This window comes from Streptomyces sp. NPDC003011, from assembly GCF_053591515.1.
On sequence record NZ_JBSFTY010000065.1, the window covers coordinates 1 to 23,151 of the forward strand.

22 protein-coding genes are annotated in these 23,151 nt (G+C 71.6%); 13 read left to right on the forward strand and 9 right to left on the reverse strand.

Features of this window, described 5'->3' with window-relative positions:
- Positions 1–304: 304 nt before the first annotated feature.
- Positions 305–1,816 carry an APC family permease gene (locus tag ACWD0J_RS29055; RefSeq protein ID WP_451498812.1) on the reverse strand — a complete coding sequence of 504 codons (1,512 nt, stop codon included), beginning with the start codon at positions 1,814–1,816 and terminating at the stop codon, positions 305–307.
- Positions 1,817–1,965: 149 nt separating this feature from the next.
- On the opposite strand from ACWD0J_RS29055, the gene ACWD0J_RS29060 reads away from it, so the two are divergent.
- Positions 1,966–3,354: an ethanolamine ammonia-lyase subunit EutB gene (locus ACWD0J_RS29060; RefSeq protein WP_451498813.1), complete on the forward strand. Its 1,389-nt coding sequence runs from the start codon at positions 1,966–1,968 to the stop codon at positions 3,352–3,354.
- 41 nt (positions 3,355–3,395) lie between these two features.
- Complete coding sequence (eutC, locus tag ACWD0J_RS29065) at positions 3,396–4,169, forward strand: ethanolamine ammonia-lyase subunit EutC (RefSeq protein WP_451498814.1); 774 nt, start codon at positions 3,396–3,398, stop codon at positions 4,167–4,169.
- Here the strand turns inward: eutC and ACWD0J_RS29070 are convergent.
- On the reverse strand, positions 4,157–4,750 hold the full coding sequence (locus ACWD0J_RS29070; protein ID WP_451498815.1) for a Uma2 family endonuclease: 594 nt from the start codon (positions 4,748–4,750) through the stop codon (positions 4,157–4,159). The two genes, eutC and ACWD0J_RS29070, sit on opposite strands and share 13 nt — an antisense overlap.
- Before the next feature lie 71 nt (positions 4,751–4,821).
- Entirely contained in the window at positions 4,822–5,718 is an 897-nt protein-coding gene (locus tag ACWD0J_RS29075) for a diacylglycerol kinase family protein (protein WP_451498816.1), read from the reverse strand.
- A gap of 196 nt (positions 5,719–5,914) precedes the next feature.
- Between ACWD0J_RS29075 and ACWD0J_RS29080 the strand changes: the two genes are divergently transcribed.
- Complete coding sequence (locus ACWD0J_RS29080; protein ID WP_451498817.1) at positions 5,915–7,198, forward strand: adenylosuccinate synthase; 1,284 nt, start codon at positions 5,915–5,917, stop codon at positions 7,196–7,198.
- A 223-nt stretch (positions 7,199–7,421) separates the two neighbouring features.
- Positions 7,422–7,715, forward strand: coding sequence for a hypothetical protein (locus ACWD0J_RS29085; RefSeq protein WP_451498818.1), 294 nt, complete (start codon positions 7,422–7,424; stop codon positions 7,713–7,715).
- A 3-nt stretch (positions 7,716–7,718) separates the two neighbouring features.
- Here ACWD0J_RS29085 and ACWD0J_RS29090 read toward each other — a convergent pair whose 3' ends face one another.
- From ACWD0J_RS29090 to ACWD0J_RS29100, 3 genes are all read right to left on the reverse strand, one after another.
- Positions 7,719–8,369 (reverse strand): hypothetical protein, encoded by a 651-nt coding sequence (locus ACWD0J_RS29090; protein ID WP_451498819.1) that lies wholly within the window; start codon positions 8,367–8,369, stop codon positions 7,719–7,721.
- A gap of 359 nt (positions 8,370–8,728) precedes the next feature.
- Positions 8,729–9,430, reverse strand: coding sequence for a GntR family transcriptional regulator (locus ACWD0J_RS29095; RefSeq protein ID WP_451498820.1), 702 nt, complete (start codon positions 9,428–9,430; stop codon positions 8,729–8,731).
- A gap of 213 nt (positions 9,431–9,643) precedes the next feature.
- Entirely contained in the window at positions 9,644–10,999 is a 1,356-nt protein-coding gene (locus ACWD0J_RS29100; protein WP_451498821.1) for an aminotransferase class III-fold pyridoxal phosphate-dependent enzyme, read from the reverse strand.
- A 173-nt stretch (positions 11,000–11,172) separates the two neighbouring features.
- Between ACWD0J_RS29100 and ACWD0J_RS29105 the strand changes: the two genes are divergently transcribed.
- The 3 genes from ACWD0J_RS29105 (at position 11,173) to ACWD0J_RS29115 (ending at position 14,708) form a co-directional block, all read left to right on the forward strand.
- Positions 11,173–11,781, forward strand: coding sequence for a type 1 glutamine amidotransferase family protein (locus tag ACWD0J_RS29105; RefSeq protein ID WP_451498822.1), 609 nt, complete (start codon positions 11,173–11,175; stop codon positions 11,779–11,781).
- Positions 11,778–12,242, forward strand: a complete 465-nt coding sequence (locus ACWD0J_RS29110) for a MarR family winged helix-turn-helix transcriptional regulator (protein ID WP_451498823.1) — start codon at positions 11,778–11,780, stop codon at positions 12,240–12,242. Before ACWD0J_RS29105 ends, ACWD0J_RS29110 begins: the two co-directional genes overlap by 4 nt.
- A 78-nt stretch (positions 12,243–12,320) precedes the next feature.
- Positions 12,321–14,708 carry a protein kinase domain-containing protein gene (locus ACWD0J_RS29115; RefSeq protein ID WP_451498824.1) on the forward strand — a complete coding sequence of 796 codons (2,388 nt, stop codon included), beginning with the start codon at positions 12,321–12,323 and terminating at the stop codon, positions 14,706–14,708.
- A 62-nt stretch (positions 14,709–14,770) separates the two neighbouring features.
- Here ACWD0J_RS29115 and ACWD0J_RS29120 read toward each other — a convergent pair whose 3' ends face one another.
- A complete protein-coding gene (locus ACWD0J_RS29120) occupies positions 14,771–15,523 on the reverse strand; it encodes an SLATT domain-containing protein (RefSeq protein ID WP_451498825.1) in 753 nt (250 codons plus the stop codon).
- Positions 15,524–15,792: 269 nt separating this feature from the next.
- Here ACWD0J_RS29120 and ACWD0J_RS29125 point away from each other — a divergent pair, with 269 nt between their 5' ends.
- The 4 genes from ACWD0J_RS29125 (at position 15,793) to ACWD0J_RS29140 (ending at position 18,279) form a co-directional block, all read left to right on the forward strand.
- Positions 15,793–16,137: a YbaB/EbfC family nucleoid-associated protein gene (locus tag ACWD0J_RS29125; RefSeq protein ID WP_451498857.1), complete on the forward strand. Its 345-nt coding sequence runs from the start codon at positions 15,793–15,795 to the stop codon at positions 16,135–16,137.
- 101 nt (positions 16,138–16,238) lie between these two features.
- Positions 16,239–16,838, forward strand: a complete 600-nt coding sequence (recR, locus tag ACWD0J_RS29130) for a recombination mediator RecR (RefSeq protein WP_451498826.1) — start codon at positions 16,239–16,241, stop codon at positions 16,836–16,838.
- Entirely contained in the window at positions 16,831–17,490 is a 660-nt protein-coding gene (locus tag ACWD0J_RS29135; protein ID WP_451498827.1) for a DUF5063 domain-containing protein, read from the forward strand. Before recR ends, ACWD0J_RS29135 begins: the two co-directional genes overlap by 8 nt.
- Positions 17,491–17,778: 288 nt before the next feature.
- Positions 17,779–18,279: an SgcJ/EcaC family oxidoreductase gene (locus ACWD0J_RS29140; protein ID WP_451498828.1), complete on the forward strand. Its 501-nt coding sequence runs from the start codon at positions 17,779–17,781 to the stop codon at positions 18,277–18,279.
- 3 nt (positions 18,280–18,282) lie between these two features.
- On the opposite strand, the gene ACWD0J_RS29145 is transcribed toward ACWD0J_RS29140, so the two are convergent.
- Together ACWD0J_RS29145 and ACWD0J_RS29150 are read right to left on the reverse strand one after the other, a co-directional pair.
- Positions 18,283–19,671 (reverse strand): sensor histidine kinase, encoded by a 1,389-nt coding sequence (locus ACWD0J_RS29145; RefSeq protein ID WP_451498829.1) that lies wholly within the window; start codon positions 19,669–19,671, stop codon positions 18,283–18,285.
- Positions 19,668–20,381 (reverse strand): response regulator transcription factor, encoded by a 714-nt coding sequence (locus ACWD0J_RS29150; protein ID WP_451498830.1) that lies wholly within the window; start codon positions 20,379–20,381, stop codon positions 19,668–19,670. The genes ACWD0J_RS29145 and ACWD0J_RS29150 overlap by 4 nt, the downstream gene beginning before the upstream one ends.
- A 219-nt stretch (positions 20,382–20,600) precedes the next feature.
- Here ACWD0J_RS29150 and ACWD0J_RS29155 point away from each other — a divergent pair, with 219 nt between their 5' ends.
- Entirely contained in the window at positions 20,601–21,878 is a 1,278-nt protein-coding gene (locus ACWD0J_RS29155; RefSeq protein WP_451498831.1) for an aspartate kinase, read from the forward strand.
- The gene (locus tag ACWD0J_RS29160) at positions 21,878–22,987 is read left to right on the forward strand and encodes an aspartate-semialdehyde dehydrogenase (RefSeq protein WP_451498832.1); all 1,110 of its coding nucleotides are present in this window, start codon (positions 21,878–21,880) and stop codon (positions 22,985–22,987) included. Before ACWD0J_RS29155 ends, ACWD0J_RS29160 begins: the two co-directional genes overlap by 1 nt.
- The last annotated feature ends 164 nt before the right edge of the window (positions 22,988–23,151 follow it).

The following is a 23,151-nucleotide window of genomic DNA, read 5'->3' on the forward strand; positions in this document are numbered from 1 at the left end:
GGGCGAGTCACCGGTGTACGGCTGTCGACTCCCGCCGGGGAGACGGAACTCGCCGCCGATTTCGTCGTCCACAGGTCCGTGCGAAGCCGTAAGGCGATGTATACGGACTGACGCCTGCCCGGTGCTGGAACGTTAAGGGGACCGGTTAGTGCGCTTTCGGCGACCGCGCACGGCGACCGCACACGGCGACCGCACACGGCCTCCGGCCGGGGCCCGTCCCCCCAGGGCCGGCTCGCTTTCCTGGCCGGTGCCGAGGGTGGTGTGCTCGGCCAGTGGGCGGCGACATGGCCGAGCCGCCGTACGGTTACCGCTCCTTCGTCTCCTCCAGCACCGTCCGCCCCAGCAGCGCGTACCGGGACGGGTCCCGGCGCTTGAGGTACTGGGCGTAGCCGATGCCCGTCGCCGCGACCAGCGCCACCAGCCACGGCGTCGCCTTCAGGACCAGCGAACCGGACTCCGACCCGGCCGCCACGCCCATGTTGGACACCAGCAGGACGACCACCGCGAGCATGGCCACCCCGCCCACCAGCGGGGCGGTGAACGTTTTGAACCAGTGCCGGCTCTCGGGGTGGTGGGAGCGGAAGTACGCCAGCACCGCGAAGGAGCACACGGCCTGCACGACGAGGATCGCCATGGTGCCGAGGATGGCGAGCAGGACGTACGTCCCGGTGTACGGGTCCTTGCCCGCGATCCAGAACCCGGCGAGCAGCACCCCGCTGACGATCGTCTGGACCAGGCCCGCGATGTGCGGGGAGCCGTGCCGCGCGTGGGTGCGGCCGACGGTGTTCTTCAGGGACGGCAGGACGCCTTCGCGGCCCAGCGCGTACAGGTAGCGGGCGGCGCAGTTGTGGAAGGCCATGCCGCAGGCCAGCGAGCCGGTGATCATCAGCCACTGCATGACGTCGACCGCCCAGTGGCCGACGTACTGCTCGGTGGGGTGGAAGAACAGGGCGAGCGGGTTCGCGGAGGAGGCGGCCGCGACGGCGGCCCGCTCGCCGTTGCCGATGATGGCCATCCAGGAGACGAGGACGTAGAAGACGCCGACGCCGAGGACCGAGATCATCGTCGCCTTGGGGATGATCTTCTTCGGGTCGCGGGACTCCTCGCCGTACATGGCGGTGGACTCGAAGCCGACCCATGACCAGAAGGCGAAGAACAGGCCGAGGCCGGCGCTGGTGCCCTGGAAGGCGTTGACCGGGTTGACCGGGCCGAAGGTGAAGCCGTCCGGGCCGCCGCCGTGCAGGGCGACCGAGATCGCCATCGCCGCGAGGATGGTCACCTCGGTGGCGAGCAGCACCACGAGCAGTTTCTCCGCGACCGAGACGCCGAACCAGGTGCCCGTCGCGTTGACCGCGAGCATCACGACGGCGAAGAGCCACCACGGGATGTCCAGGCCCGTCTGGTCGTTGAGGGTGGTGGTCGCGAAGGTCGAGAAGATGCCGATGAGGGCCGGCTCGAAGACCACGTAGGCGAAGGTCGCGAGCAGTCCGGAGGCCAGGCCGACGGTGCGGCCGAGGCCGTAGGAGATGAAGCCGTAGAAGGCGCCGGTGGACGTGATGTGCTTCGCCATCGTCGTGAAGCCGACGGAAAAGATCGCCAGGACGACCATTGCGACGAGGTAGCTCGCCGGGGCGCCGATGCCGTTGCCCGACGACACCATGAAGGGCACGTTGCCCGTCATCGCGGTGATCGGCGCCGCGGTCGCCACGGCCATGAAGACCACGCCGAGCAGGCCGATGGCGTTGGGCTTCAGCCGGTGGACGGTCTTCTCGTCGCCTGTGCCCGCCTCGGGGGCGACGCCCTCCTGCACTGCCATCGGGTGGCCCCTCTCCTTGCCGGTCCAGGTGCGTACTGGACGGGATCCTGGGTCGCGAATGCGTCGGGCAAGGGTGTCGGGACGTTAAATGTTTGTCAACCAGACCTTTAGAAATCTGGCGGCAACACGCACCTCGTACCGTCGCGGCCATGAGCGCCTACACCTCCACCCTCGGCGGCGAGCGCCACCGTTTCGGCTCCCTCGCCCGGCTGCTCGCCGCCGCGAGCCCCGAGCGCTCCGGCGACCGGCTGGCCGGCCTCGCCGCGTCGTCCACGCGGGAGCGGGTCGCGGCCCGCTGGGCGCTGGCCGAGGTACCGCTCACGGCCTTCCTCGCCGAGCCGGTGATCCCGTACGAGAGCGACGACGTGACCCGGTTGATCCTCGACACGCACGACCCCGCGGCCTTCGCGCCGGTGGCCGGGATGACGGTGGGCGAGCTGCGGGAGTGGCTGCTGTCGCAGGCGGCGGACGCGGTGTCGCTGGCCGCGCTGGCCCCCGGTCTGACGCCGGAGATGGTCGCGGCCGTGTCCAAGCTGATGGGGAACGCGGACCTGGTGGCCGTGGCGCGGAAGGTACGGGTCGTGACCGCGTTCCGCTCGACGATCGGCCTGCCCGGCCGGCTGGCCACCCGCCTCCAGCCCAACCACCCCACCGACGACCCGGCGGGCGTGGCCGCGGCCCTGCTCGACGGCCTGCTGCTCGGCTCCGGCGACGCGGTGATCGGCGTCAACCCGGCGACGGACAGCCCGAAGGCCGTACGGGACCTGCTGGAGCTGCTGGACGGGGTGATCGGGAGCTACGCGATCCCCACCCAGTCCTGCGTCCTGAGCCACGTCACGACGAGCATCGGCCTGATGGAACGCGGCGCCCCCGTCGACCTCGTCTTCCAGTCCGTCGCGGGCACACAGGCCGCGAACGCGTCCTTCGGCGTCACGCTCGGGCTGCTGGACGAGGCGTACGAGGCGGCCCTGGCCCTGGACCGCGGCACGGTCGGCAAGAACGTCATGTACTTCGAGACCGGCCAGGGCAGCGCCCTGTCGGCCGACGCGCACCACGGGGTGGACCAGCAGACGGCCGAGGCACGGGCGTACGCGGTCGCCCGCCGCTACGACCCCCTGCTGGTGAACACGGTCGTCGGCTTCATCGGCCCCGAGTACCTCTACGACGGCCGGCAGATCCTGCGCGCCGCCCTGGAGGACCACTTCTGCGGCAAGCTGCTCGGCCTGCCGATGGGCCTGGACATCTGCTACACCAACCACGCGGACGCCGATGACGACGACGTGGCGACGATGCTGACGATGCTCGGCGTCGCGGGCGCCTCGTTCGTGATCTGCACGCCGGGCGGCGACGACATCATGCTCAACTACCAGTCCGCCTCGTACCACGACGCGCTGTACCTGCGCGAGGTCCTCGGGCTGCGCCCGGCGCCGGAGTTCGAGGCGTGGCTGGACTCGATCGGGCTGCTGGACGAACGCGGCGGCATCCGCGAGGTCACCGCACATCCACTGACGGCCATCGGACGGGAGCCGGCGGCATGAGTGAAACGGGAGCCGGCGGCATGAGTGAAACGGGAGTCGGCATGAGTGAGCTCGTCGCACACACCGAGGACTCGGCGCTCTGGCCGGCGCTACGGCGCCACACCCAGGCCCGCATCGGCCTCGGCCGGGCCGGTTCGGGGCTGCCGACCCGGCACCGGCTGGAGCTCCAGGCCGCGCACGCGGCGGCGCGGGACGCGGTGCACACGCCGTTCGACCCGGACGCGGTCGCCGCGGGGCTCACCGGGACGCCGACGGTACGGGTCCGCAGCGCCGCCCCCGACCGGCTCACCTATCTCCAGCGCCCGGACCTGGGCCGCCGCCTGGACGCCACGGACCGCGCGCATCTGCCGACGGGGGAGTGGGACCTGGTCTTCGTGGTCGCCGACGGGCTGTCCAGCCGGGCGGTGCACGAGCACGCGGCGGCGGTGGTGCGGGCGACGACGTCCCGGCTGCCGGCCGACTGGCGGGTGGCCCCCGTCGTCCTCGCCGAACAGGCCCGGGTGGCCCTCGGCGACGACATCGCCCACGCGATGGGCGCGGCGATGGTGGTCGTCCTGGTCGGGGAGCGGCCCGGCATGTCGGCGGCGGACTCCCTGGGCGCGTACCTCACGTACGGTCCGCAGCCCGGCGTGACCACCGACGCCGACCGCAACTGCCTGTCCAACATCCGGCCCCCGCTGGGCCTGGCGTACGAGGCGGCGGCGGGGAAGCTGGCGGCGCTGACGGGCAGGGCGCGGGAGCTGGGGCTGACGGGGGTGGGGCTGAAGGACGAGTCGGACGCGCTGGCGACGGTGGCCCCGGCTCAGTCCAGGTAGGGCTTGAGCTGGCCGGTGTCGAGCGTGATGGCGACGGGTTCGGGGAGGGTGACCTCGTCGCCGATCTTGACCGTGTGGATGTCCCGGTATCCGTCCTTCGGGTCGGGCTTGCTGTGCACGACGACGGAGGCGTGCTCGCGGTCGATCAGCAGGTAGACGGGGATTTCGGCCTCGGCGTACCCCCGGGGCTTCTCCAGGCGGTCGCGGTCGTGCGTGTCCGAGTCGTACGAGGTGATCTCGACCGTCATCAGGACGCCGTCGGCGTCGGCCCAGTCGCCCTGGCCGGCGAAGTGCCCGACGGGTGCGAGTACGCCGTCAGGAAGGGCACGGCCGTTACGGTAGGCCTCCACCTTCAGGCCCTGCGTCGGGTTGAGGTCGAGTTCGGGCCGGGCCTGCATGCACTGCCGGATCAGCCACATGATGATGGTGCTGTGGTTGCCGTTCGTCACTTTCCTGAGCCCGATCCGTCCGTCGATGAACTCGAACCTGACGGTCTCGTCCTCACGTTCGGCGAATGCGGCGATCCGCTCGAACATGTCCACCGAGATCTGAGACGACATGCGCTCTGCCATAACCGTCATGGTGCCTCCCTTCGTAGGCGGACACCAGCGTCACCGGAGACCGGCGCGGACGGGCGCGTTCCGGGATGTGATCACCCAAGTGAGTGATCACCACGTGCCGCCACCGGCAACGTCAGCCCCCAGGCCCCCTCCCACACCGTCCACGTCCGCCTCCGCACCGGCCCCGACACCGCCGCGTCCGCCCGGTAGCGGAAGTCCGGCCCCGACACGGTGATCCGCCGCCCCGTCGCCAGCAGCGGAGTCGCCTCCGCGCCCACCGACAGCGGCCGGGCCTCGACCTCGACCGTCCCCGAGGCGCCCGGGGTGACCGACAGGGCCTCCAGCGGCTGGTCCAGGTCCACCAGCGTGACGCCGTCCACCTCCACCCGCAGACGGGAGGGGCCGGGGGCGGACGCCGGCGAGGGCGAGCGGGCGGGACGGGCCGTCACCAGGGTCCGTACGAGGGACTGGCAGGTGCGTATCCAGGGGCGGCCGGAGTCGAACTCGGCGACGTGCCGGCCGGCCTCCGCCGCGTCCTGCGCCGCCCCCGCCAGCGGCGGTATCCGCAACGCCCCCAGCACCACCCCGTCGCTCTCGTCGACCAGCAGGTCCATGCGCCGCTCGGCCCCGTCCAGGACGGCCCGTGCCGCGGCCACCGCGCCCGCGGGGATGCCCAGGGAACGGGCCAGGGCCTGGGCGGCGCCCACCGGCACCACCGACATTCCGCATCCGGCCAGCTCCCGCCGCCGGTGCAGCAGGGACACCGCACGGACCAGCGCGCGGTCGTCGCCGATCACCACCGGCCGCCGCGAACCCCGCCGCTCCAGCACCCGGGCGAATTCCTCGGGACTGTCGGGAAGGCAGACCTTCGTGTGCGCCGCACCCCCGCTGAGCACGTCTTTCGCGATCCGTACGGCCTCTCCGTCCGTCCGCCGGGCGACCGGATCGATCACCACCAGCAACTGATCGGACGTCGCGAAAGTCGCCACCTCGGTCCTGCCTCGCTTCCTCGGGTAGCATCTTTGTGCAAGAGCCCCTTGCGCTATTGCGCCAGGGGCTTCGTCTATTCCGGGGCATCCGGTCCGACGGGTCGCGGCCGACGAAGGCCGCCGGTGTACGAGGCACGAACTGTGACGCGTACACCTCCGACCTTGGACATGCCCCGCCCGGAAGGGGTGTACGCGCGTGCCCGCACTTGTGCTGCTCGGTGCTCAGTGGGGTGACGAAGGCAAGGGAAAGGCAACCGACCTGCTCGGTGGCTCGGTGGACTATGTGGTGCGCTACCAGGGCGGCAACAACGCCGGCCACACGGTAGTCGTGGGCGATCAGAAGTACGCCCTCCACCTCCTCCCTTCCGGAATCCTGTCCCCGGGGTGTACCCCGGTCATCGGTAATGGCGTCGTCGTCGATCCGTCGGTCCTGCTCTCCGAGCTGAGCGGACTGAACGAGCGTGGCGTCGACACCTCCAAGCTCCTCATCAGCGGCAACGCTCACATCATCACGCCGTACAACGTCACCGTCGACAAGGTGACGGAACGCTTCCTCGGAAAGCGCAAGATCGGCACCACCGGTCGCGGCATCGGTCCCACCTACGCGGACAAGATCAACCGGGTCGGCATCCGCGTCCAGGACCTGTACGACGAGTCGATCCTCACCCAGAAGGTGGAGGCGGCCCTCGACGTCAAGAACCAGATCCTCACCAAGCTGTACAACCGGCGCGCCATCGCCGTCGACCAGGTGGTCGAGGAACTGCTGGTGTACGCGGACAAGCTCGCCCCGTACGTCGCCGACACGGTCCTGGTGCTCAACCAGGCCCTGGAGCAGGACAAGGTCGTCCTCTTCGAGGGCGGCCAGGGCACGCTGCTGGACATCGACCACGGGACCTATCCGTTCGTGACGTCCAGCAACCCCACCGCGGGCGGTGCCTGCACGGGCGCCGGTGTCGGGCCGACGAAGATCAGCCGGGTCATCGGCATCCTGAAGGCGTACACCACGCGGGTGGGTGCCGGACCGTTCCCGACGGAACTCCTCGACGAGGACGGCGAGGCGCTGCGCCGCATCGGCGGCGAGAAGGGCGTCACCACCGGCCGTGACCGCCGCTGCGGCTGGTTCGACGCGGTCATCGCCCGGTACGCGACCCGCGTGAACGGCCTGACCGACTTCTTCCTCACCAAGCTGGACGTCCTGACCGGCTGGGAGCAGATCCCGGTCTGCGTGGCGTACGAGATCGACGGCAAGCGCGTCGAGGAACTCCCGTACTCGCAGTCCGACTTCCACCACGCGAAGCCGGTCTACGAGATGCTGCCGGGCTGGTCCGAGGACATCTCCAAGGCGAAGTCCTTCTCCGACCTGCCGAAGAACGCCCAGGACTACGTCAAGGCGCTGGAGGAGATGTCCGGCGCCCCGATCTCCGCGATCGGCGTGGGCCCGGGCCGGACTGAGACGATCGAGATCAACTCGTTCATCTAGTACGGCGGTTCAGCAGGGCTCTCATGCGTGTGCCCCCGTCCGGAACCCGGACGGGGGCACACGCATGGAGATCACTCCTAGGACGTGCTGCCACGGACGCCCACGGGGTATCGCGGCACCGGCATCCGTACGATCAAATCGGACATGTATACACCAACGGTGTAGATCGGGCATATCCTGAAGCCCACCACACACGTGCGTCGACCAGAAGAAGGTGAGTCCGATGCGCGTACTGCTCAAGGCGTCGATGGACACGGAGAAGGCGAACGAGGCCATCCGGAACGGGACCATGGCGAAGCTGATCCAGGAGTCGGTGGAGCAGATCAAGCCCGAAGCGGCCTACTTCACCTCCGACCACGGCAAGCGCACCGCTTTCCTGGTCTTCGACATGCAGGACAGTTCCCAGATGCCGGTGATCAGCGAGCCCTTCTTCCTCAACCTGGGTGCCGAGATCTCCTACACCCCGGTGATGAACATCGAGGACGTGCAGAAGGGCCTGTCCCAGCTGGGCCGCTGACCCTCAGCTGAAGACGATCATCGACCCCTGCGCCAGGCTCCGTGTCGCCGCCGCGTGCAGCCCCAGCCAGACGTGGCGCTCGCGGGCGAAGGGGCTCGGGTCGTAGGGAGCCGGTACGGCGGGCTCCTCCAGCTCTGTGGGAGCGGCCGGCGGTTCCGGGGGCGCGGGCGGGTTGGCCGGATCGATGCCGATGGTCCGGGCCACGAACTCCAGCTCCCGCAGCAGGGTCTGGGAGGAGCCCAACGGGCCGCCCCCGGCGAGGAGTTCGTCGTTGGCGAGGGGGTGCGGGAAGTCGACGGGCACGTACGCGCCGGCGTGGTCGTAGTGCCAGACCAGGTGCGACTGCTGGGCCGTCGCCTCGAACATCTCCAGCAACTGCTCGTAGTCGCCGCCCAGTTCGTCCACCGGTGTCACCGGCAGGCCGCACACCTGGAGCAGATAGGCGCGGCGCAGGAAGTGCAGCGCGTCGTAGTCGAAGCCGGCCACCGGGGCCACGTCGCCGGACAGGCCCGGCATGTACTGGTACACCGGCACCGGCGGCAGTCCGGCCTCGGCGAGCACCTTGTTGTATTGCGCGAGTTCCTCGGCGAACGGGTTGTCCGGGGTGTGGCACAACACGTCGACGAGCGGCACCAGCCACAGGTCACAGGCCAAAAGACAGCTCCTCGGTTACTCGCGGCGCACAGGGGTGGTCGCATGGTGGTCAAGGCAGGGTAATCGGTACGGCACCCGGTCGGCTGCCCCTGTGCGCCTCCCGGCCGGACGCGACGCGCGCCCGGTCCGGCACGCCCCGGCACGACCCGGCGCGCCCGGACACCAGGTACCCGATGCGCTCGCCCCGACGAGCCCTGCCCCGGCCGCCCCGGCCCGACGCGCCCTGCCTCGGCCCGCCTTGTGCAGATCCCCTACCCGGACCCGCCCCGCTCACCCCGGCCCCGGCCGATCCGGCGCAATCCGGCCGCCCGGACCGCCTCATCCGTCCGACGCGCACCCGGCCCATGGAGCCCCACGCCTCAGCCCGGCGCCGCCAGTCCTTCGATCAGGGCCAGGGAGTGCGTGTTGTACGCGGCGACGATCGTCCGGGCGGTCGCGGTGTCCCGTTGGGACAGGGCGTTCACCAGTTCGCTGTGGCCGGACCACAGCCGGCCGCGCAGATCGGTCTGCCGGCGCAGGTGCTGCACCGTGCACACCCAGGTCTGCACGCGGAGCCGGTTCAGGAAGTCGGCGAGGTAGGGGTTGCCGAACAGGGCGCTCAGCTCACGCCAGAAGCGCAGGTCGTAGCCGATCAGGATGGTCAGGTCACCGGCCCCGGCGGCCCGCTGGGCCTCCTCGCCCCGCCGCCGTACCCCCGCGACGGCGGCGGCGGTACGCGGGTCGTCGAGCTCCCTGTACCCCTGGTGGCCGCTGTCGAGGGCCTGGAACATCCCGTCGGTGACCAGGCTGCGGGCCTCGATCATGCCCCGGAAGTCCTCGACCGAGTACTCGTGCACCCGGAAGCCCCGGTGCTGGTCGGCGTCGAGGAGTCCCTGCGCGGAGAGGTCGACCAGGGCCTCGCGGACCGGTGTCGCGGAGACGCCGTACTGCTCGGCGATCTCCTTGACCGTGAACTCCTGCCCCGCCTGCAACCGCCCGGCCAGTACCTCGTCGCGAAGCGCGTCGGCTATCTGCTGCCGCAGGGTGCTGCGGGTCACGGCGCCGGTGCCGCTACTGGGCATGGTCGTGGCGTCTCCCTCGTCGCGTTCGAGTGGCGTGCACGTACATGTCTACGAGCACGCCACCTTACGCGTTCGAGTCGCCCCGGTACCCGGTCCTTACGCCGGCCCCCGCCCGGTGCCCGCGACGGCGCTCACCACGGCACCACCATGGCGTTCACCTCGGCGCCCGGCACACCGCTCACCACCGCGTCACCCCACCGCCCACCGCACCGCTCACCGCGTGTACTCGTCCGCCACCGACAGCGCCGCGTCCAGCACCGCCAGCCCTTCCTTCAGCTCCGCCTCGCCGATGGTGCACGGCGGCACCACATGCGTCCGGTTCATGTTGATGAACGGCCACAGGCCGCCCGCCTTCGCGGCGGAGCCGAACGCCGCCATCGGCGCGTTCGCCTCGCCTGCCGCGTTGTACGGCACGAGCGGCTCCCGGGTCTCCCGGTCCCGCACCAGCTCCAGGGCCCAGAACATGCCGACGCCGCGCACCTCGCCCACCGACGGATGCCGCTCGGCCAGCTCCCGCAGCGCCGGCCCGACGACGTCCGCCCCGAGCCGGGCCGAGTTCTCGACGACCCCTTCCTCGGCCATCACGCCGATCGTCGCGACGGCCGCCGCACACGCCAGCGGATGCCCCGAGTACGTCAGCCCGCCCGGGTAGGGCCGCTTCGCGAAGGTCTCCGCGACGGCCCCCGAGATCGCGACCCCGCCGAGCGGCACGTACCCGGAGTTCACGCCCTTGGCGAAGGTCATCAGGTCCGGCACCACGTCGAACAGGCCGGCCGCGAACCACTCGCCGGTCCGCCCGAACCCGGCCATCACCTCGTCCAGGATGAAGAGGATCCCGTACTTGTCGCAGATCTCCCGGACCCCGGCGAGGTAGCCGGGCGGCGGGACCATGATCCCGGCCGTCCCCGGAATCGTCTCCAGGACGACCGCGGCGACCGTCGCCGGACCCTCGAAGGCGATCGTCGTCTCCAGGTGCTCCAGCGCCCGCGCGCACTCCTGTTCCTCGGTCTCGGCGTAGAAGCGGGAGCGGTACAGGTAGGGCGCCCAGAAGTGCACGACACCGGCCGTGGCGCCGTCGGAGGCCCAGCGGCGCGGGTCGCCGGTGATGTTCACGGCCTGCTGCGTACCGCCGTGGTAGGAGCGGTACGCCGACAGCACCTTCGCGCGCCCGGTGTGCAGTCGCGCCATCCGCACGGCGTGCTCCACGGCGTCGGCCCCGCCGTTGGTGAAGAAGATCTTGTCCAGGTCGCCGGGCGTCCGCTCGGCGATCAGCCGCGCCGCCTCCGACCGCGCCTCGATCGCGAAAGCGGGCGCGAACGTGGTCATGCGCGCGGCCTGCTCCTGTATCGCCGCGACGACCTTCGGGTGCTGGTAGCCGATGTTCGTGTAGACGAGCCCGCTGGAGAAGTCGAGGTACCGCTTGCCGTCGTAGTCCCAGAAGCAGGACCCCTCGGCGCCGGCGACGGCGAGCGGGTCGATGAGCTCCTGCGCGGACCAGGAGTGGAACACGTGCGCACGGTCCGCGGCCTTCACGGCGGCGCCGACCTCGGGGTTTGGCTGAGGGGTCATGGCCCGAGGGTAGGTGTCCGCGACACGGAGGCGGTATCGGCGTCCTGTCTGTGGACGGCGACTTTCCGCGACAGGTTGTCGAAGAAGGAGCCGGAGCCGGAGGTTGACAGTCTTCTGTCGACATGACAGCATGTTGTCATCGATGTCCGAGGGAACGGTCCCAGGAGGCACCCATGAGCCGCAAGCCCGTGCATCTCGCCGTGTACGACACCTACGCCGACTGGGAGACCGGTCACGCGACGGCCTTCCTGGCGCGCGCCGGGTACGAGGTCCGGACGGTGGGGCCCACGCGGGAGCCGGTGGTCAGCATCGGCGGCCTGCGCGTCCAGCCCGACCTGGCCCTGGACCAGGTGCAGCCGGACGACAGCGCCCTGCTGATCCTCCCCGGCGCCGACCTGTGGGACGGGTCCGACGACCTCGCGCCCTTCGCCCGCGCGGCCCGCGCCTTCCTGGACGCCGGTGTGCCCGTCGCCGCGATCTGCGGGGCCACCGCCGGACTCGCCCGCGAGGGCCTGCTCGACGACCGCGATCACACCAGCGCGATCTCCTTCTACCTGGCCGCGACGGGATACGGCGGCGGCGAGCGGTACGTCGACGCGGACGCCGTCACCGACCGGGGCCTGATCACCGCCGGCCCGACCGAGCCCGTCGCCTTCGCCCGGGAGATCTTCCGGCTCCTCGGGGTGTACGAGGGCGAGGTGCTGGACGCCTGGTACCGCCTGTTCCACGACTCCGACCCGAAGGCGTACGCCGTACTGGAGAAGGCGGAGACCGGGCGGTGAGCCGGGAGCGGCAGGACCTGCTGAGCCGCGGCGCGCTCGGTGTCTTCCGGCTGAACGGCCAGTTCCTCGCCGTGGCCGAGGAGTTGGCGAAGCCCGCCGGACTGACCGCCGCCTGGTGGCAGGTGCTCGGCGCGGTGCTCGGGGAGCCGCTGCCGGTGTCCGGCATCGCCCGCGCGATGGGCATCACCCGGCAGAGCGTGCAGCGCGTCGCCGACCTGCTGGTGGCCAAGGGCCTGGCCGAGTACCGGCCCAACCCCGCGCACCGGCGGGCCAAACTCCTCGCGCCCACGCAGGACGGACGGTCGGCCGTCGCCCGCGTCGACCCCGGGCACGCGGCCTTCGCCGACCGGCTGGCGCAGGCGTACGGGGACGACGACACCGAACTCGCGGACGCCGTACGGGTGCTGGAACGGCTGTCCGAGGTGCTCGACCGAGTGGGCCCGCCTGTTACGGAACCGTAGACAACGCCCGACTCGCCGCGCACCGGCCCCGCACTATCCTCGGTCTGTTGCTCACGGGCGGGGGGAAGGCGGCGGGCGATGGAGAAGCTGGGGCCCGGGGACCCACAACGGATCGGCTCGTACCGGCTGCTGGCGCGGCTCGGCGCCGGCGGGATGGGCCAGGTGTACGTCGCCCGGTCCGACCGGGGGCGCACGGTCGCCGTCAAACTCGTACGGGAGGAACTGGCCGCGCAGGACGAGTTCCGGGCCCGCTTCCGGCAGGAGGTGCGGGCCGCGCGGCAGGTCGGCGGGTACTGGACGGCGCCGGTGCTGGACGCGGACACCGAGGCCCCGGTGCCCTGGGTCGCCACCGGGTACGTCGCCGGGCCCAGCCTCCAGCAGATCGTCGGCCACGACCACGGGGCCCTGCCCGAACGCACGGTCCGCATCCTCGCGGCCGGGCTCGCGCACGCGCTGAAGGACGTGCACGCCGCCGGGATCGTCCACCGCGACCTCAAGCCGTCCAACGTGCTGGTGACGATCGACGGCCCCCGGGTCATCGACTTCGGCATCGCGCGGGCCCTGGAGACGGTGACGGACGGCGGCCTGACCAGGACCGGCGCGCTGATCGGCTCGCCGGGCTTCATGGCGCCGGAGCAGGTGCGGGGGGACCGGATCACCCCTGCCTGCGACGTCTTCTGCCTGGGCTCGGTCCTGGCCTACGCCGCCACCGGCAAGCTCCCCTTCGGCACCGCCAACAGCGGGGTGCACGCCCTGATGTTCCGCATCGCCCAGGAGGAACCCGACCTGGAGGGCGTCCCGGAGAGCATCGCCGACCTCGTCCGCGACTGTCTGCGCAAGTTCCCCGAAGCCCGTCCGACGCTGGACAGCGTCCTGGAGCGCACGGGCGCGGAGGACACCGTCTGCGGGGGACGGGCACGGGATCCGTGGCTGCCGGGCGAACTGGTGGCCCAACTGGGGCGGCACGCGGTCCGGTTGCTGGACACGGAGGATCCGGAGGCGACGGGCCCGGGGACGGCTTCGGGTCCGGCGACGGGCCCGGGGACGGCTTCGGCTTCGGGGGCCGCAGGGGCGTCCGTCGCCGGTCCGGCCGGGCCGGCCGAGGCGCGGACTCCTGTCCCGCCGCAGCCGGACGGTTCACGCGGCGCCGGGCAGGCGGGGTCCGACGGCTCCCCGGACGATGCCTCCGGGGGACCGGTCGGCGCGGCGACGGGACCCGCGCCCGGCGCCTCGTCCGACGCGGTGAGGGGCTCGGCTCCCGGCGCCCCGGCCGGTGGAGCCCTCGGTGCCACGCCAGGTGCCGTCTCCGGGCGCCCGTCCGCCGCCGGTTCGGTCCCCGTCCCGGTGCCCGGGCCCGCCGCCTCGCCCGAGCACGCCGCCGCCGGTGACGAGTCCGCCCCCGCGGTGCCCCCCGGCCCGCCCGTGCCGGGGCAGCCGGGCAGCGGGGCGCGCACGGACCACCTGCCCACGGTCGTCGCGGGCCACGGCGTCCAGACGCCTGTGCCGGGAAGCCCGGGAAGCCCGGGAAGCGCGGCAGGTCCGGGCAGCCCCGGCCACCCGAGCGCCCCGCCCGCGCCTCTGCCCCCGGCCCCCGGGGCCTTCGGGAACGGCGCCCCGGGCAGCGCGCCCGCCCACCCCGCGTACGGCTACCCGCAGCCACACCCGCAGCCCTCGGCGTACGGCCACCCGCAACAGCCCGGCACCCCCGGCACCGCCGGCGCCTGGCCGACGGGACCCGGCGCGCACGGCGCCGCCCCGCCGTACCAGCAGATCGGCTCCACCCCGCCGTACGCCCAGTACGGCGGCCCCGGCGGGACCCCGCCGTACGGCCCGCCGCCCGCCACCCCCGCCGCGCCCTACGGCCCCACCGCCCCCCAAGGCCCCAGGAGGAGCTCCCGCTCCACCGCGGTCCTCGTCCTCGTCGCCCTGGTCGTCGCGCTGGCCGCCGGCGGCTCGGTCTACGCCCTGCTGAACGGCGGCGGCGACGACCAGGCGGACGGCACGTCCGGCCCGTCCCCCTCCGTGACCGCCTCCACGACCCCGGGCCCGCCCACGCCCGGCCCGACGTCCGCCTCCCCCTCGCCGTCGGCCTCCTCCGCGTCACCGGCGGACGGCGCGATCCCGGCCGGTTACCTGGGCACCTGGGCCGCCACGATCGACAACGCCGACGGCCGCCACACCCGCGCGCTCACCCTCCAGCAGGGCGAGGCGGGCGACACGGTGCTGTCCCTGGTCGCCGACGGCCCCACCGCGAACGGCACCTACCACTGCGTGTTCCAGGCCGACCTGTCCGAAGTGCCGGACGGGCAGGGCCCGTTGCGGATCGGCCCGTCCACGGTGACGGCCGGCGAGCCGCGTTCGTCCTGTTCGCCGGGCGCGGCGAGCGAGATCACCCTGCTGCCGGACGGCACCCTCCAGCGCACCAACACCGGCACGGACGAGAAACTCACGTACACCCGGCAGTGACCGAGACGCGCTCCGGTCCACAGCCCGTCACCTGGGCGCCCCGACGCCGACACCCATTCCGGTCACCTGGGCTCGGGCGGCCGCTGCCGGGGCATGTTGGGCCGCGCCCCGGAACCGGGCGGCAGGGGAAACCGGCCCTGTCCCCCCGCCCCCGGGTCCTGCCGCTGTCCCACGACCCCCACCGACTGGATGCCCAGCGGCGCCGCCCCCGTCCGGAACTCCACCATCCAGTCCGCCGTCTCCGTCCGGACCAGCTCCGTCACGTCCTCCGAGAACCTCCGCAGCACGCCGAGACACCGGTCCGCCGCCTCGCTCGCGGTGCCGTCCGCCGGACCCAGCACCTCCCGCACGCTCTCCGAGGCCCAGTCGAACTGCAGCACCTGGAGCCGCCGCTGCACCGCCTGCGCGGTCGCCACGTCCCTTATCCAGCCGGATGTCACCCCGAAGAACCGGTCCCCGGCGACGCACGCCACCCCCAGCAGCAGCGCCAGATACCCCCAGGGCGCGACCCCGCCCACCACCCCCGTCATGTCCAGCAGGGGCAGCGCGGCCCCCGCCACCGCCCCGCCCGCCGCACCCGCCCGCAGCACCCGCGCCGCGCGCCGCTTCCCCACCCGGTCCGCGAGATACCAGGCGGAGGTCTCCAGGGCTCCGCGCTCCACCCACCGGTACAACTCGTCCAGCCGCTCCGCCGGCGCGCCCCAGTCGCCGAGCGGAAACGCCCGCCCCGTCAGATCGCCCGGCCGCAGTCCGGCCGCCCCCTCGCCCCGCCCGTCCTGAGGCGGACCCTCGGGCTGCATCTCCGGCTGACCCACCCGGCACTCCCTACCTGATCCCGAACGAGCACGACCTGTCACACCGCGTGACGCCTGATGCTCATGCTGATACCGATGCGCCGGAACCTTCCTACCGCCCAATGGGTGGCGAAGACGTTGCTTTCACCTCTTTTCCGCCCGGAAGAGGCCCTTGATCAGGTATAGGGTTCCCGGCCCACTCACTCGAAAGAGTGCTGGGGCGACGGCCGCGAGGACCACGTAGGCTCGTGCTGAACGGGAAAACCCGTACCGACCAAGGAGAGCTGATCGTGATCCCCGGTGGTGGCCAGCCCAACATGCAGCAGCTGCTGCAGCAGGCCCAGAAGATGCAGCAGGACCTGGCGAACGCCCAGGAGGAACTCGCCAGGACCGAGGTGGAAGGCCAGGCGGGCGGCGGCCTGGTGAAGGCCACGGTCACCGGCGCCGGCGAGCTGCGCGCGCTGAAGATCGACCCGAAGGCGGTGGACCCGGAGGACACCGAGACCCTCGCCGACCTGGTCGTCGCGGCCGTCCAGGCGGCCAACGAGAACGCGCAGACCCTCCAGCAGCAGAAGCTCGGCCCGCTGGCCCAGGGCCTGGGCGGCGGCAGCGGCATCCCCGGCCTGCCGTTCTGATCCGTTCCGATCCGTGGCCTGGCCTGCCTATCTAAGACGGGCACCGGCCAACTACCGTACGTACAGAAGGACCTCGACAAGCAGGAAGGACGGGCACTCCGTTGTACGAAGGCGTGGTCCAGGACCTCATCGACGAGCTGGGGCGGCTTCCCGGCGTCGGTCCCAAGAGCGCGCAGCGGATCGCCTTCCACATCCTGCAGGCGGAACCGACGGACGTACGGCGTCTCGCGCAGTGCCTGATGGAGGTCAAGGCGAAGGTCCGCTTCTGCGCGACCTGCGGCAACGTGGCACAGGAGGAACTGTGCAACATCTGCCGTGACACCCGCCGCGACCTCTCGGTGATCTGCGTGGTCGAGGAGCCGAAGGACGTCGTGGCCATCGAACGCACCCGCGAGTTCCGCGGCAGGTACCACGTCCTGGGCGGCGCGATCAGCCCGATCGAGGGCGTGGGGCCCGACGACCTCCGGATCAGGGAACTCCTGGCGCGCCTGGCCGACGGCACCGTCACCGAGCTGATCCTCGCCACGGACCCGAACCTCGAGGGCGAGGCGACGGCCACGTACCTCGCCCGCATGATCAAGCCCATGGGCCTCAGGGTCACCCGCCTGGCCAGCGGCCTCCCGGTGGGTGGCGACCTGGAATACGCGGACGAGGTGACCCTCGGCCGCGCCTTCGAGGGGAGACGACTCCTAGATGTCTGACGCCAAGCTGCACGTGACCAGCCACGACCCCGACGATTTCGCGGTCCAGATCGCGGACCAGGTGGAGAGTTTCCTGGTGGCCGTCACGGAGGTCGCGAAGGGCGACGAGCCGGACTCGGCGGTCCCCTTCCTCCTCCTGGAGGTCTCCCAGATCCTCCTGGCCGGCGGCCGCCTGGGCGCCCACGAGGACATCCTTCCCGACGAGCGCTACGAGCCCGACCTGGGCCCGGAGCCCGACGTGGACGACCTGCGGGAGAACCTGGCCCGTCTCCTGGAGCCGATCGACGTCTACTCGGAGGTCTTCGACCCCTACGAGCCCCGCAAGGCGCCGGTCCCGGCCCGCATCTCCGACGACCTGGCCGACGTCATCGCCGACCTCCGCCACGGCATGGCCCACTACCGGGCCGGCCGCACCACGGAGGCCCTGTGGTGGTGGCAGTTCTCCTACTTCTCCAACTGGGGCTCGACGGCGTCGGCGACCCTGCGCGCGCTGCAGTCGATCGTGGCCCACGTCCGCCTGAACCAGCCGCTGGCCGAACTCGACGGCCTGGACACGGACCAGTCCGTCGGCGACGACACGCTGGAGTTCGAGGCGGGCCGGGTGATGGTGGAGGAGATCGGCGCGCCGCTCGGGATGCGGCCGGTGACGTAGGCAGCCCGCACCACGCGGTCGGTGTCCGGCAGGCAAGAGACGGCCGGGCACCGCTCCGGCGATCGCGGACCGCCCCGGCGCTCACGGGCCGCTCGCGGGCCCGTCCCGCGACTCCTCCGCGTAGTCGGGCCCGTACGGAACGTCAATTGGGTCCCTCCTGTCTCTCCCCTGTACGTCGGCTGCACCGGCGCTAACCGGCGGAGAGCGAGTCTGGAGTCACTCCCCACCGCCCGCGCCCCAGCGAAGGCGGAGGGGGAGGCACCTCCCCTCGAACCGCAGGAGACAGCGATGACCCGTCGTTCCGTGGCGCAGCGCGCAGCCGTCGTCACCACCGCCACCCTGGTCGCCGTGGCCACCGTCACCGCCGGTGTGAGCCTGGCGGGCCACAACTCCCCGAAGAGGGCGGACAAGGCGCAGATCGCCGGGCTGTTCGACACCTGGAACGCCGCCCTGCAGACCGGTGACTCGCAGCAGGTGGCCGACCTGTACGCGAAGGACGCGGTCCTGCTGCCCACCGTCTCCAACCAGGTCCGCACCGACCGCGCCCAGATCGTCGACTACTTCGACCACTTCCTGCGCAACAAGCCGGTCGGCAAGAAGGTCGAGACGATCGTCACCGTCCTCGACGGCAACTCCGCGGTCGACACCGGCGTGTACGCGTTCACGCTCACCGACCACGACACCGGCGAGAAGCGCGTGGTCAAGGCCCGCTACACGTACACGTACGAGAAGGTCGACGGCGCGTGGCTGATCTTCAACCACCACTCCTCGGCGATGCCGCAGGGCTGACCCTCAGCCGGTGCTCCTGGGCGCGGCCCGCAGGCGGATCTCCACGCACAGGCCGCCGCCGGGGGCGTCCCGGAGCGTCACCGTTCCGCCGTCGTCCGTCACCAGCTGCCGGACCACGGCGAGGCCGAGTCCGGAGCCGGACCGGCCGGTCAGGCCCTGGCCGCGCCAGAACCGGTCGAAGGCGCGCAACTTCTCGGCGTCCGACATGCCAGGACCCCCGTCCAGCACCGACAGCACCACCTCGTCGCCCGGCGCCTCGGCCCGGACCGTGATCGTCCCGCCGTCCGGCGAGACCTCCAGAGCGTTGGAGAACACGTTGTCCAGCACCTGGTCCAGGGCACCGGGGCTGGCCATCACCAGCAGCCGGCCGTCGATACTCCCCCTGAGCGCGATGGTGACTCCGCGCTCGTCGGCGGCCGGCCTCCACACCGTCAGACGCTCGTCCACGATGTCCCGCAGAGCCAGCGGCTCCGCCGCCGTCACCTTCGCCTCGGCCCGCGCCAGCACCAGCAGGCCGTTGACCAGACGGCTCATCCGGACCACCTCGGCGGTCGCCTGCTCCACGTCCTCCCGGACCAGCTCGTCGTCCACGCCGTCCGCGATGTTGTCCAGCGAGAGGCGCAACGCGGTGAGCGGGGTACGGAGCTGGTGGGAGGCGTCCGCGACGAAGATGCGCTGGGAGGCGACCAGCGTGTCCAGGCGTTCCGCGCCCTGGTTGAGGGTGCGGGCCAGCGTCTGCGTCTCCGGCGGGCCCGTCACCGGCGACCGCGCGGTCAGGTCGCCGTCACTGAACTTGCTGGCCATGGCGTTGAGTTCGCGCAGCGGGGCGGTGATCCGGCGGGCGGCGAACGCGCCGATCGCGGCGGCCGCCGCCAGCACCAGTACGGCCAGGCCCGCCCGGAAACCCCAGATCTGCCAGAGCCGCGCGGTCATGTCCGACGTCCCGTACACGATCCGTACGGCGCCGACGGCCGGGCCCTGGTGGGAGTCCTGGCCGGCCGTCCGCTCGCGCGCGGGGACGGTGACCACCAGCTGCCGGCCCCAGATGACGTCGGTGCCCCAGTCGGGCGTGGGCGTGCCGTCCTCCAGGGCGCGGGTCAGGGCCGCGTCCTTCCGGGGCCGGGGCAGGTCCGGTACGCAGCCGCCGGCGGCGGTCGCCTGGACCGTGCCGGGCGTCTCGCTGGTGTACGCCTTGGCCATCTGCTCCAGGGCGTCGCACGAGATGGTGTCGTCGTTGCCGAGCAGCAGCGCCATGGTGGCGGCCTCGCGCTGGACGGACACCGCGGTGTCGTCCCGCAGCTGCTCGGTGAGCGTGAACGCGACCGGCACCGTGAACAGGAAGATGGCGACCGCGACGAGCAGGATGTAGCTGCGGATGAGCTGGCGGTTCATGGGGCGCCGGTACCGCCGTCGCCGTCGCCGTCGCCGTCGCCGTCGCTGTCGATTTCGAGCCGGAAGCCGACCCCGCGCACCGCCTCGATGGTGATCGCGCCCTTCAGCTTCCGCCGCAGCGCCGCCACATGCACGTCCAGCGTCTTGGTCGGGCCGAACCAGTTCGCGTCCCAGACCGCCTCCATGATCTGCTCACGCGACATCAGCGCGCCCGGCTCCTCGGTGAGGAAGGCCAGCAGGTCGTACTCCTTGGGTGCCAGGGCCACTTCTCCGCCGTCCAGGCGGACCCGGGCGGCCTTGCGGTCCACGGTGAGGCGCGAGCCGTAACGGTCCGGGCCGTTCTCCGGGGACGTGCGCGGCTGCGTGCGCCGCATCACCGCCCGTATCCGCGCGATGACCTCGCGGACGCCGAACGGCTTGGACACGTAGTCGTCGGCGCCCAGTTCGAGGCCCACCACCCGGTCCGTCTCGTCGCTGCGCGCGCTGATCACGATGATCGGGACGTCACCGCGCTCGCGCAGCGCCTTGCAGACGTCGAGGCCGTCGGTGTCGGGCAGGCCGAGATCCAGCAGGACGACGTCGTAGGGCTCGGGGTGGGCCAGGGCGGCGGCGCCCGTGGTGACCCAGTCGACCTCGAAGCCGTAGCGGGTCAGGCCGCGCCGCAGGGACTGGGCGACAGGCTCGTCGTCTTCCACGAGAAGTACGTGCACAGGCGGAACCTTAGTACTTGAAAGTTAATTCACAGCTGTCACCTGTGACCCTTGGCACTTTTCCGGAGCGTCGCGCACGGGCATGCGCTGACCTGGGCGCCGGTCTCAGCATGCGATACCGCAGAGGCGGATTTCGGGCGCTCGATAGACTGAGCCGACCGCAGCACATGTGCGTATGTGTGACTGCGTATACCCAGACTGACTGAGCGAGGAGCGCACGTGGGCCTTGTCGTGCAGAAGTACGGAGGCTCCTCCGTAGCCGATGCCGAGGGCATCAAGCGCGTCGCCAAGCGGATCGTGGAAGCGAAGAAGAACGGCCACCAGGTGGTCGTCGTCGTTTCCGCGATGGGCGACACGACGGACGAGCTGATCGATCTCGCCGAGCAGGTGTCTCCGATGCCTGCCGGGCGTGAGTTCGACATGCTGCTGACCGCCGGAGAGCGTATCTCCATGGCGTTGCTGGCCATGGCGATCAAGAACCTGGGCCACGAGGCCCAGTCGTTCACCGGCAGCCAGGCGGGTGTCATCACCGACTCGGTCCACAACAAAGCGCGGATCATCGACGTCACGCCGGGCCGTATCCGCACCGCGCTGGACGAGGGCAACATTGCCATCGTGGCCGGATTCCAGGGCGTCAGCCAGGACAAGAAGGACATCACCACGCTCGGCCGCGGCGGCTCCGACACCACCGCCGTCGCGCTGGCCGCCGCCCTCGACGCCGAGGTGTGCGAGATCTACACCGACGTCGACGGCGTGTTCACCGCCGACCCGCGGGTGGTGAAGAAGGCGAAGAAGATCGACTGGATCTCCTTCGAGGACATGCTGGAGCTCGCCGCCTCCGGCTCCAAGGTGCTGCTCCACCGCTGTGTGGAGTACGCGCGCCGCTACGACATCCCGATCCACGTCCGCTCGTCCTTCAGCGGACTGCAGGGCACGTGGGTCAGCAGTGAGCCGATCGAGCAAGGGGAACAGAAGGTGGAGCAGGCCATCATCTCCGGTGTCGCGCACGACACCTCCGAGGCCAAGGTCACGGTCGTCGGTGTCCCCGACAAGCCGGGCGAGGCCGCCGCCATCTTCCGCACCATCGCCGATGCCGAGGTCAACATCGACATGGTCGTGCAGAACGTGTCCGCGGCCTCCACCGGCCTGACGGACATCTCCTTCACGCTGCCGAAGACCGAGGGCCGCAAGGCCATCGACGCCCTGGAGAAGAACAAGGCCGGCATCGGCTTCGACTCGCTGCGTTACGACGACCAGATCGGCAAGATCTCCCTGGTCGGCGCGGGTATGAAGACCAACCCGGGCGTCACCGCCTCCTTCTTCGAGGCGCTCAGCGACGCCGGAGTGAACATCGAGCTCATCTCGACCTCCGAGATCCGCATCTCGGTGGTCACCCGGGCCGACGACGTGACCGAGGCCGTGCGGGCGGTCCACTCCGCCTTCGGACTCGACTCCGACAGCGACGAGGCCGTCGTCTACGGAGGCACAGGCCGCTGATGTCCGGTCCCACCGGACGGACCGTCCCCTCTCCCGGCCTCGCCCGGCGGGCGGGGGGCCCTGCGCGTCCGGCCCTCGCGGTCGTGGGCGCGACCGGGGCGGTCGGTACGGTCATGCTCCAGATCCTGTCCCAGCACGCCGACATCTGGGGCGAGATCCGGCTGATCGCCTCGCCGCGTTCGGCCGGCCGCAAGCTGGCCGTGCGCGGTCAGCAGGTCGAGGTGGCGGCGCTCACCGAGGAGGCCTTCGACGGGGTCGACGTCGCCATGTTCGACGTCCCCGACGACGTCGCCGCCCGGTGGGCGCCGATCGCAGCCGCCAAGGGCGTGGTCGTGGTGGACAACTCGGACGCCTTCCGCATGGACCCGGACGTGCCCCTGGTCGTGCCCGAGGTCAATCCGCACACGGTCCGGGTCAGGCCGCGGTCCATCATCGCCAGCCCGAACTGCACGACCCTCTCCATGATCGTGGCCCTGGGCGCGCTGCACGCCGAGTTCGGGCTGCGCGAGCTGGTCGTCTCCTCCTACCAGGCGGTGAGCGGGGCCGGCCGCGCCGGCATCGAGACGCTGCGCCAGCAGCTGTCCCTGGTCGCGGGCACGGAACTGGGGACCAGCCCCGGTGACGTGCGGCGGGCCGTCGGTGACCGCACCGGGCCGTTCCCCGAGCCGGTCGCGCTGAACGTCGTCCCGTGGGCCGGATCGCCGCGTGAGGACGGCTGGTCGTCCGAGGAGATGAAGATCCGCGACGAGTCCCGCAAGATCCTCGGACTGCCCAGGCTGCCGGTCGCGGTGACCTGTGTGCGGGTGCCGGTGATCACCACCCACTCGCTGACCGTGCACGCCCGCTTCGAGGGCGAGGTCACCGTCCGCAAGGCGCGGGAGATCCTCGCCACGGCCCCCGGGGTCGTCCTCTTCGACGATCCGGCGGCGGGGGAGTTCCCCACGCCCGCGGACGTCGTGGGCACCGACCCGACCTGGGTGGGCCGGGTGCGCAGGGCGCTGGACGATCCCACGGCGCTCGAACTCTTCGTGTGCGGAGACAACCTGCGCAAAGGCTCCGCCCTCAACACCGCGCAGATCGCGGAGCTGGTCGCGGCGGAGTCCGGATGACGTCCGCGTGACGAAAGCGCCCTCCTGAGCGCCGGGTGTAAGGAGCGACACGTGGGCCGCCCGGCGATTACCGCCGGAAAACTCCTGGATGAAACCGCATTCATTTGTAGGATCTGTGTGAGACATGGGGTGCGGACGATGGTCCGGACCTCTTGAACCGAGCC

What these genes read in the sequence shown, in the direction of transcription:
- ACWD0J_RS29070 (WP_451498815.1), bottom strand. Translation starts at nt 4,750, where the DNA reads ATGACGGTTATGGCAGAGCGCATGTCGTCTCAGATCTCGGTGGACATG.
- ACWD0J_RS29085 (WP_451498818.1), top strand. Translation starts at nt 7,422, where the DNA reads ATGCGCGTACTGCTCAAGGCGTCGATGGACACGGAGAAGGCGAACGAG.
- ACWD0J_RS29055 (WP_451498812.1), bottom strand. Translation starts at nt 1,816, where the DNA reads ATGGCAGTGCAGGAGGGCGTCGCCCCCGAGGCGGGCACAGGCGACGAG.
- ACWD0J_RS29140 (WP_451498828.1), top strand. Translation starts at nt 17,779, where the DNA reads ATGACCCGTCGTTCCGTGGCGCAGCGCGCAGCCGTCGTCACCACCGCC.
- ACWD0J_RS29145 (WP_451498829.1), bottom strand. Translation starts at nt 19,671, where the DNA reads ATGAACCGCCAGCTCATCCGCAGCTACATCCTGCTCGTCGCGGTCGCC.
- eutC (WP_451498814.1), top strand. Translation starts at nt 3,396, where the DNA reads ATGAGTGAGCTCGTCGCACACACCGAGGACTCGGCGCTCTGGCCGGCG.
- ACWD0J_RS29095 (WP_451498820.1), bottom strand. Translation starts at nt 9,430, where the DNA reads ATGCCCAGTAGCGGCACCGGCGCCGTGACCCGCAGCACCCTGCGGCAG.
- ACWD0J_RS29160 (WP_451498832.1), top strand. Translation starts at nt 21,878, where the DNA reads ATGTCCGGTCCCACCGGACGGACCGTCCCCTCTCCCGGCCTCGCCCGG.
- ACWD0J_RS29100 (WP_451498821.1), bottom strand. Translation starts at nt 10,999, where the DNA reads ATGACCCCTCAGCCAAACCCCGAGGTCGGCGCCGCCGTGAAGGCCGCG.
- ACWD0J_RS29060 (WP_451498813.1), top strand. Translation starts at nt 1,966, where the DNA reads ATGAGCGCCTACACCTCCACCCTCGGCGGCGAGCGCCACCGTTTCGGC.
- ACWD0J_RS29115 (WP_451498824.1), top strand. Translation starts at nt 12,321, where the DNA reads ATGGAGAAGCTGGGGCCCGGGGACCCACAACGGATCGGCTCGTACCGG.
- ACWD0J_RS29135 (WP_451498827.1), top strand. Translation starts at nt 16,831, where the DNA reads ATGTCTGACGCCAAGCTGCACGTGACCAGCCACGACCCCGACGATTTC.
- ACWD0J_RS29105 (WP_451498822.1), top strand. Translation starts at nt 11,173, where the DNA reads ATGAGCCGCAAGCCCGTGCATCTCGCCGTGTACGACACCTACGCCGAC.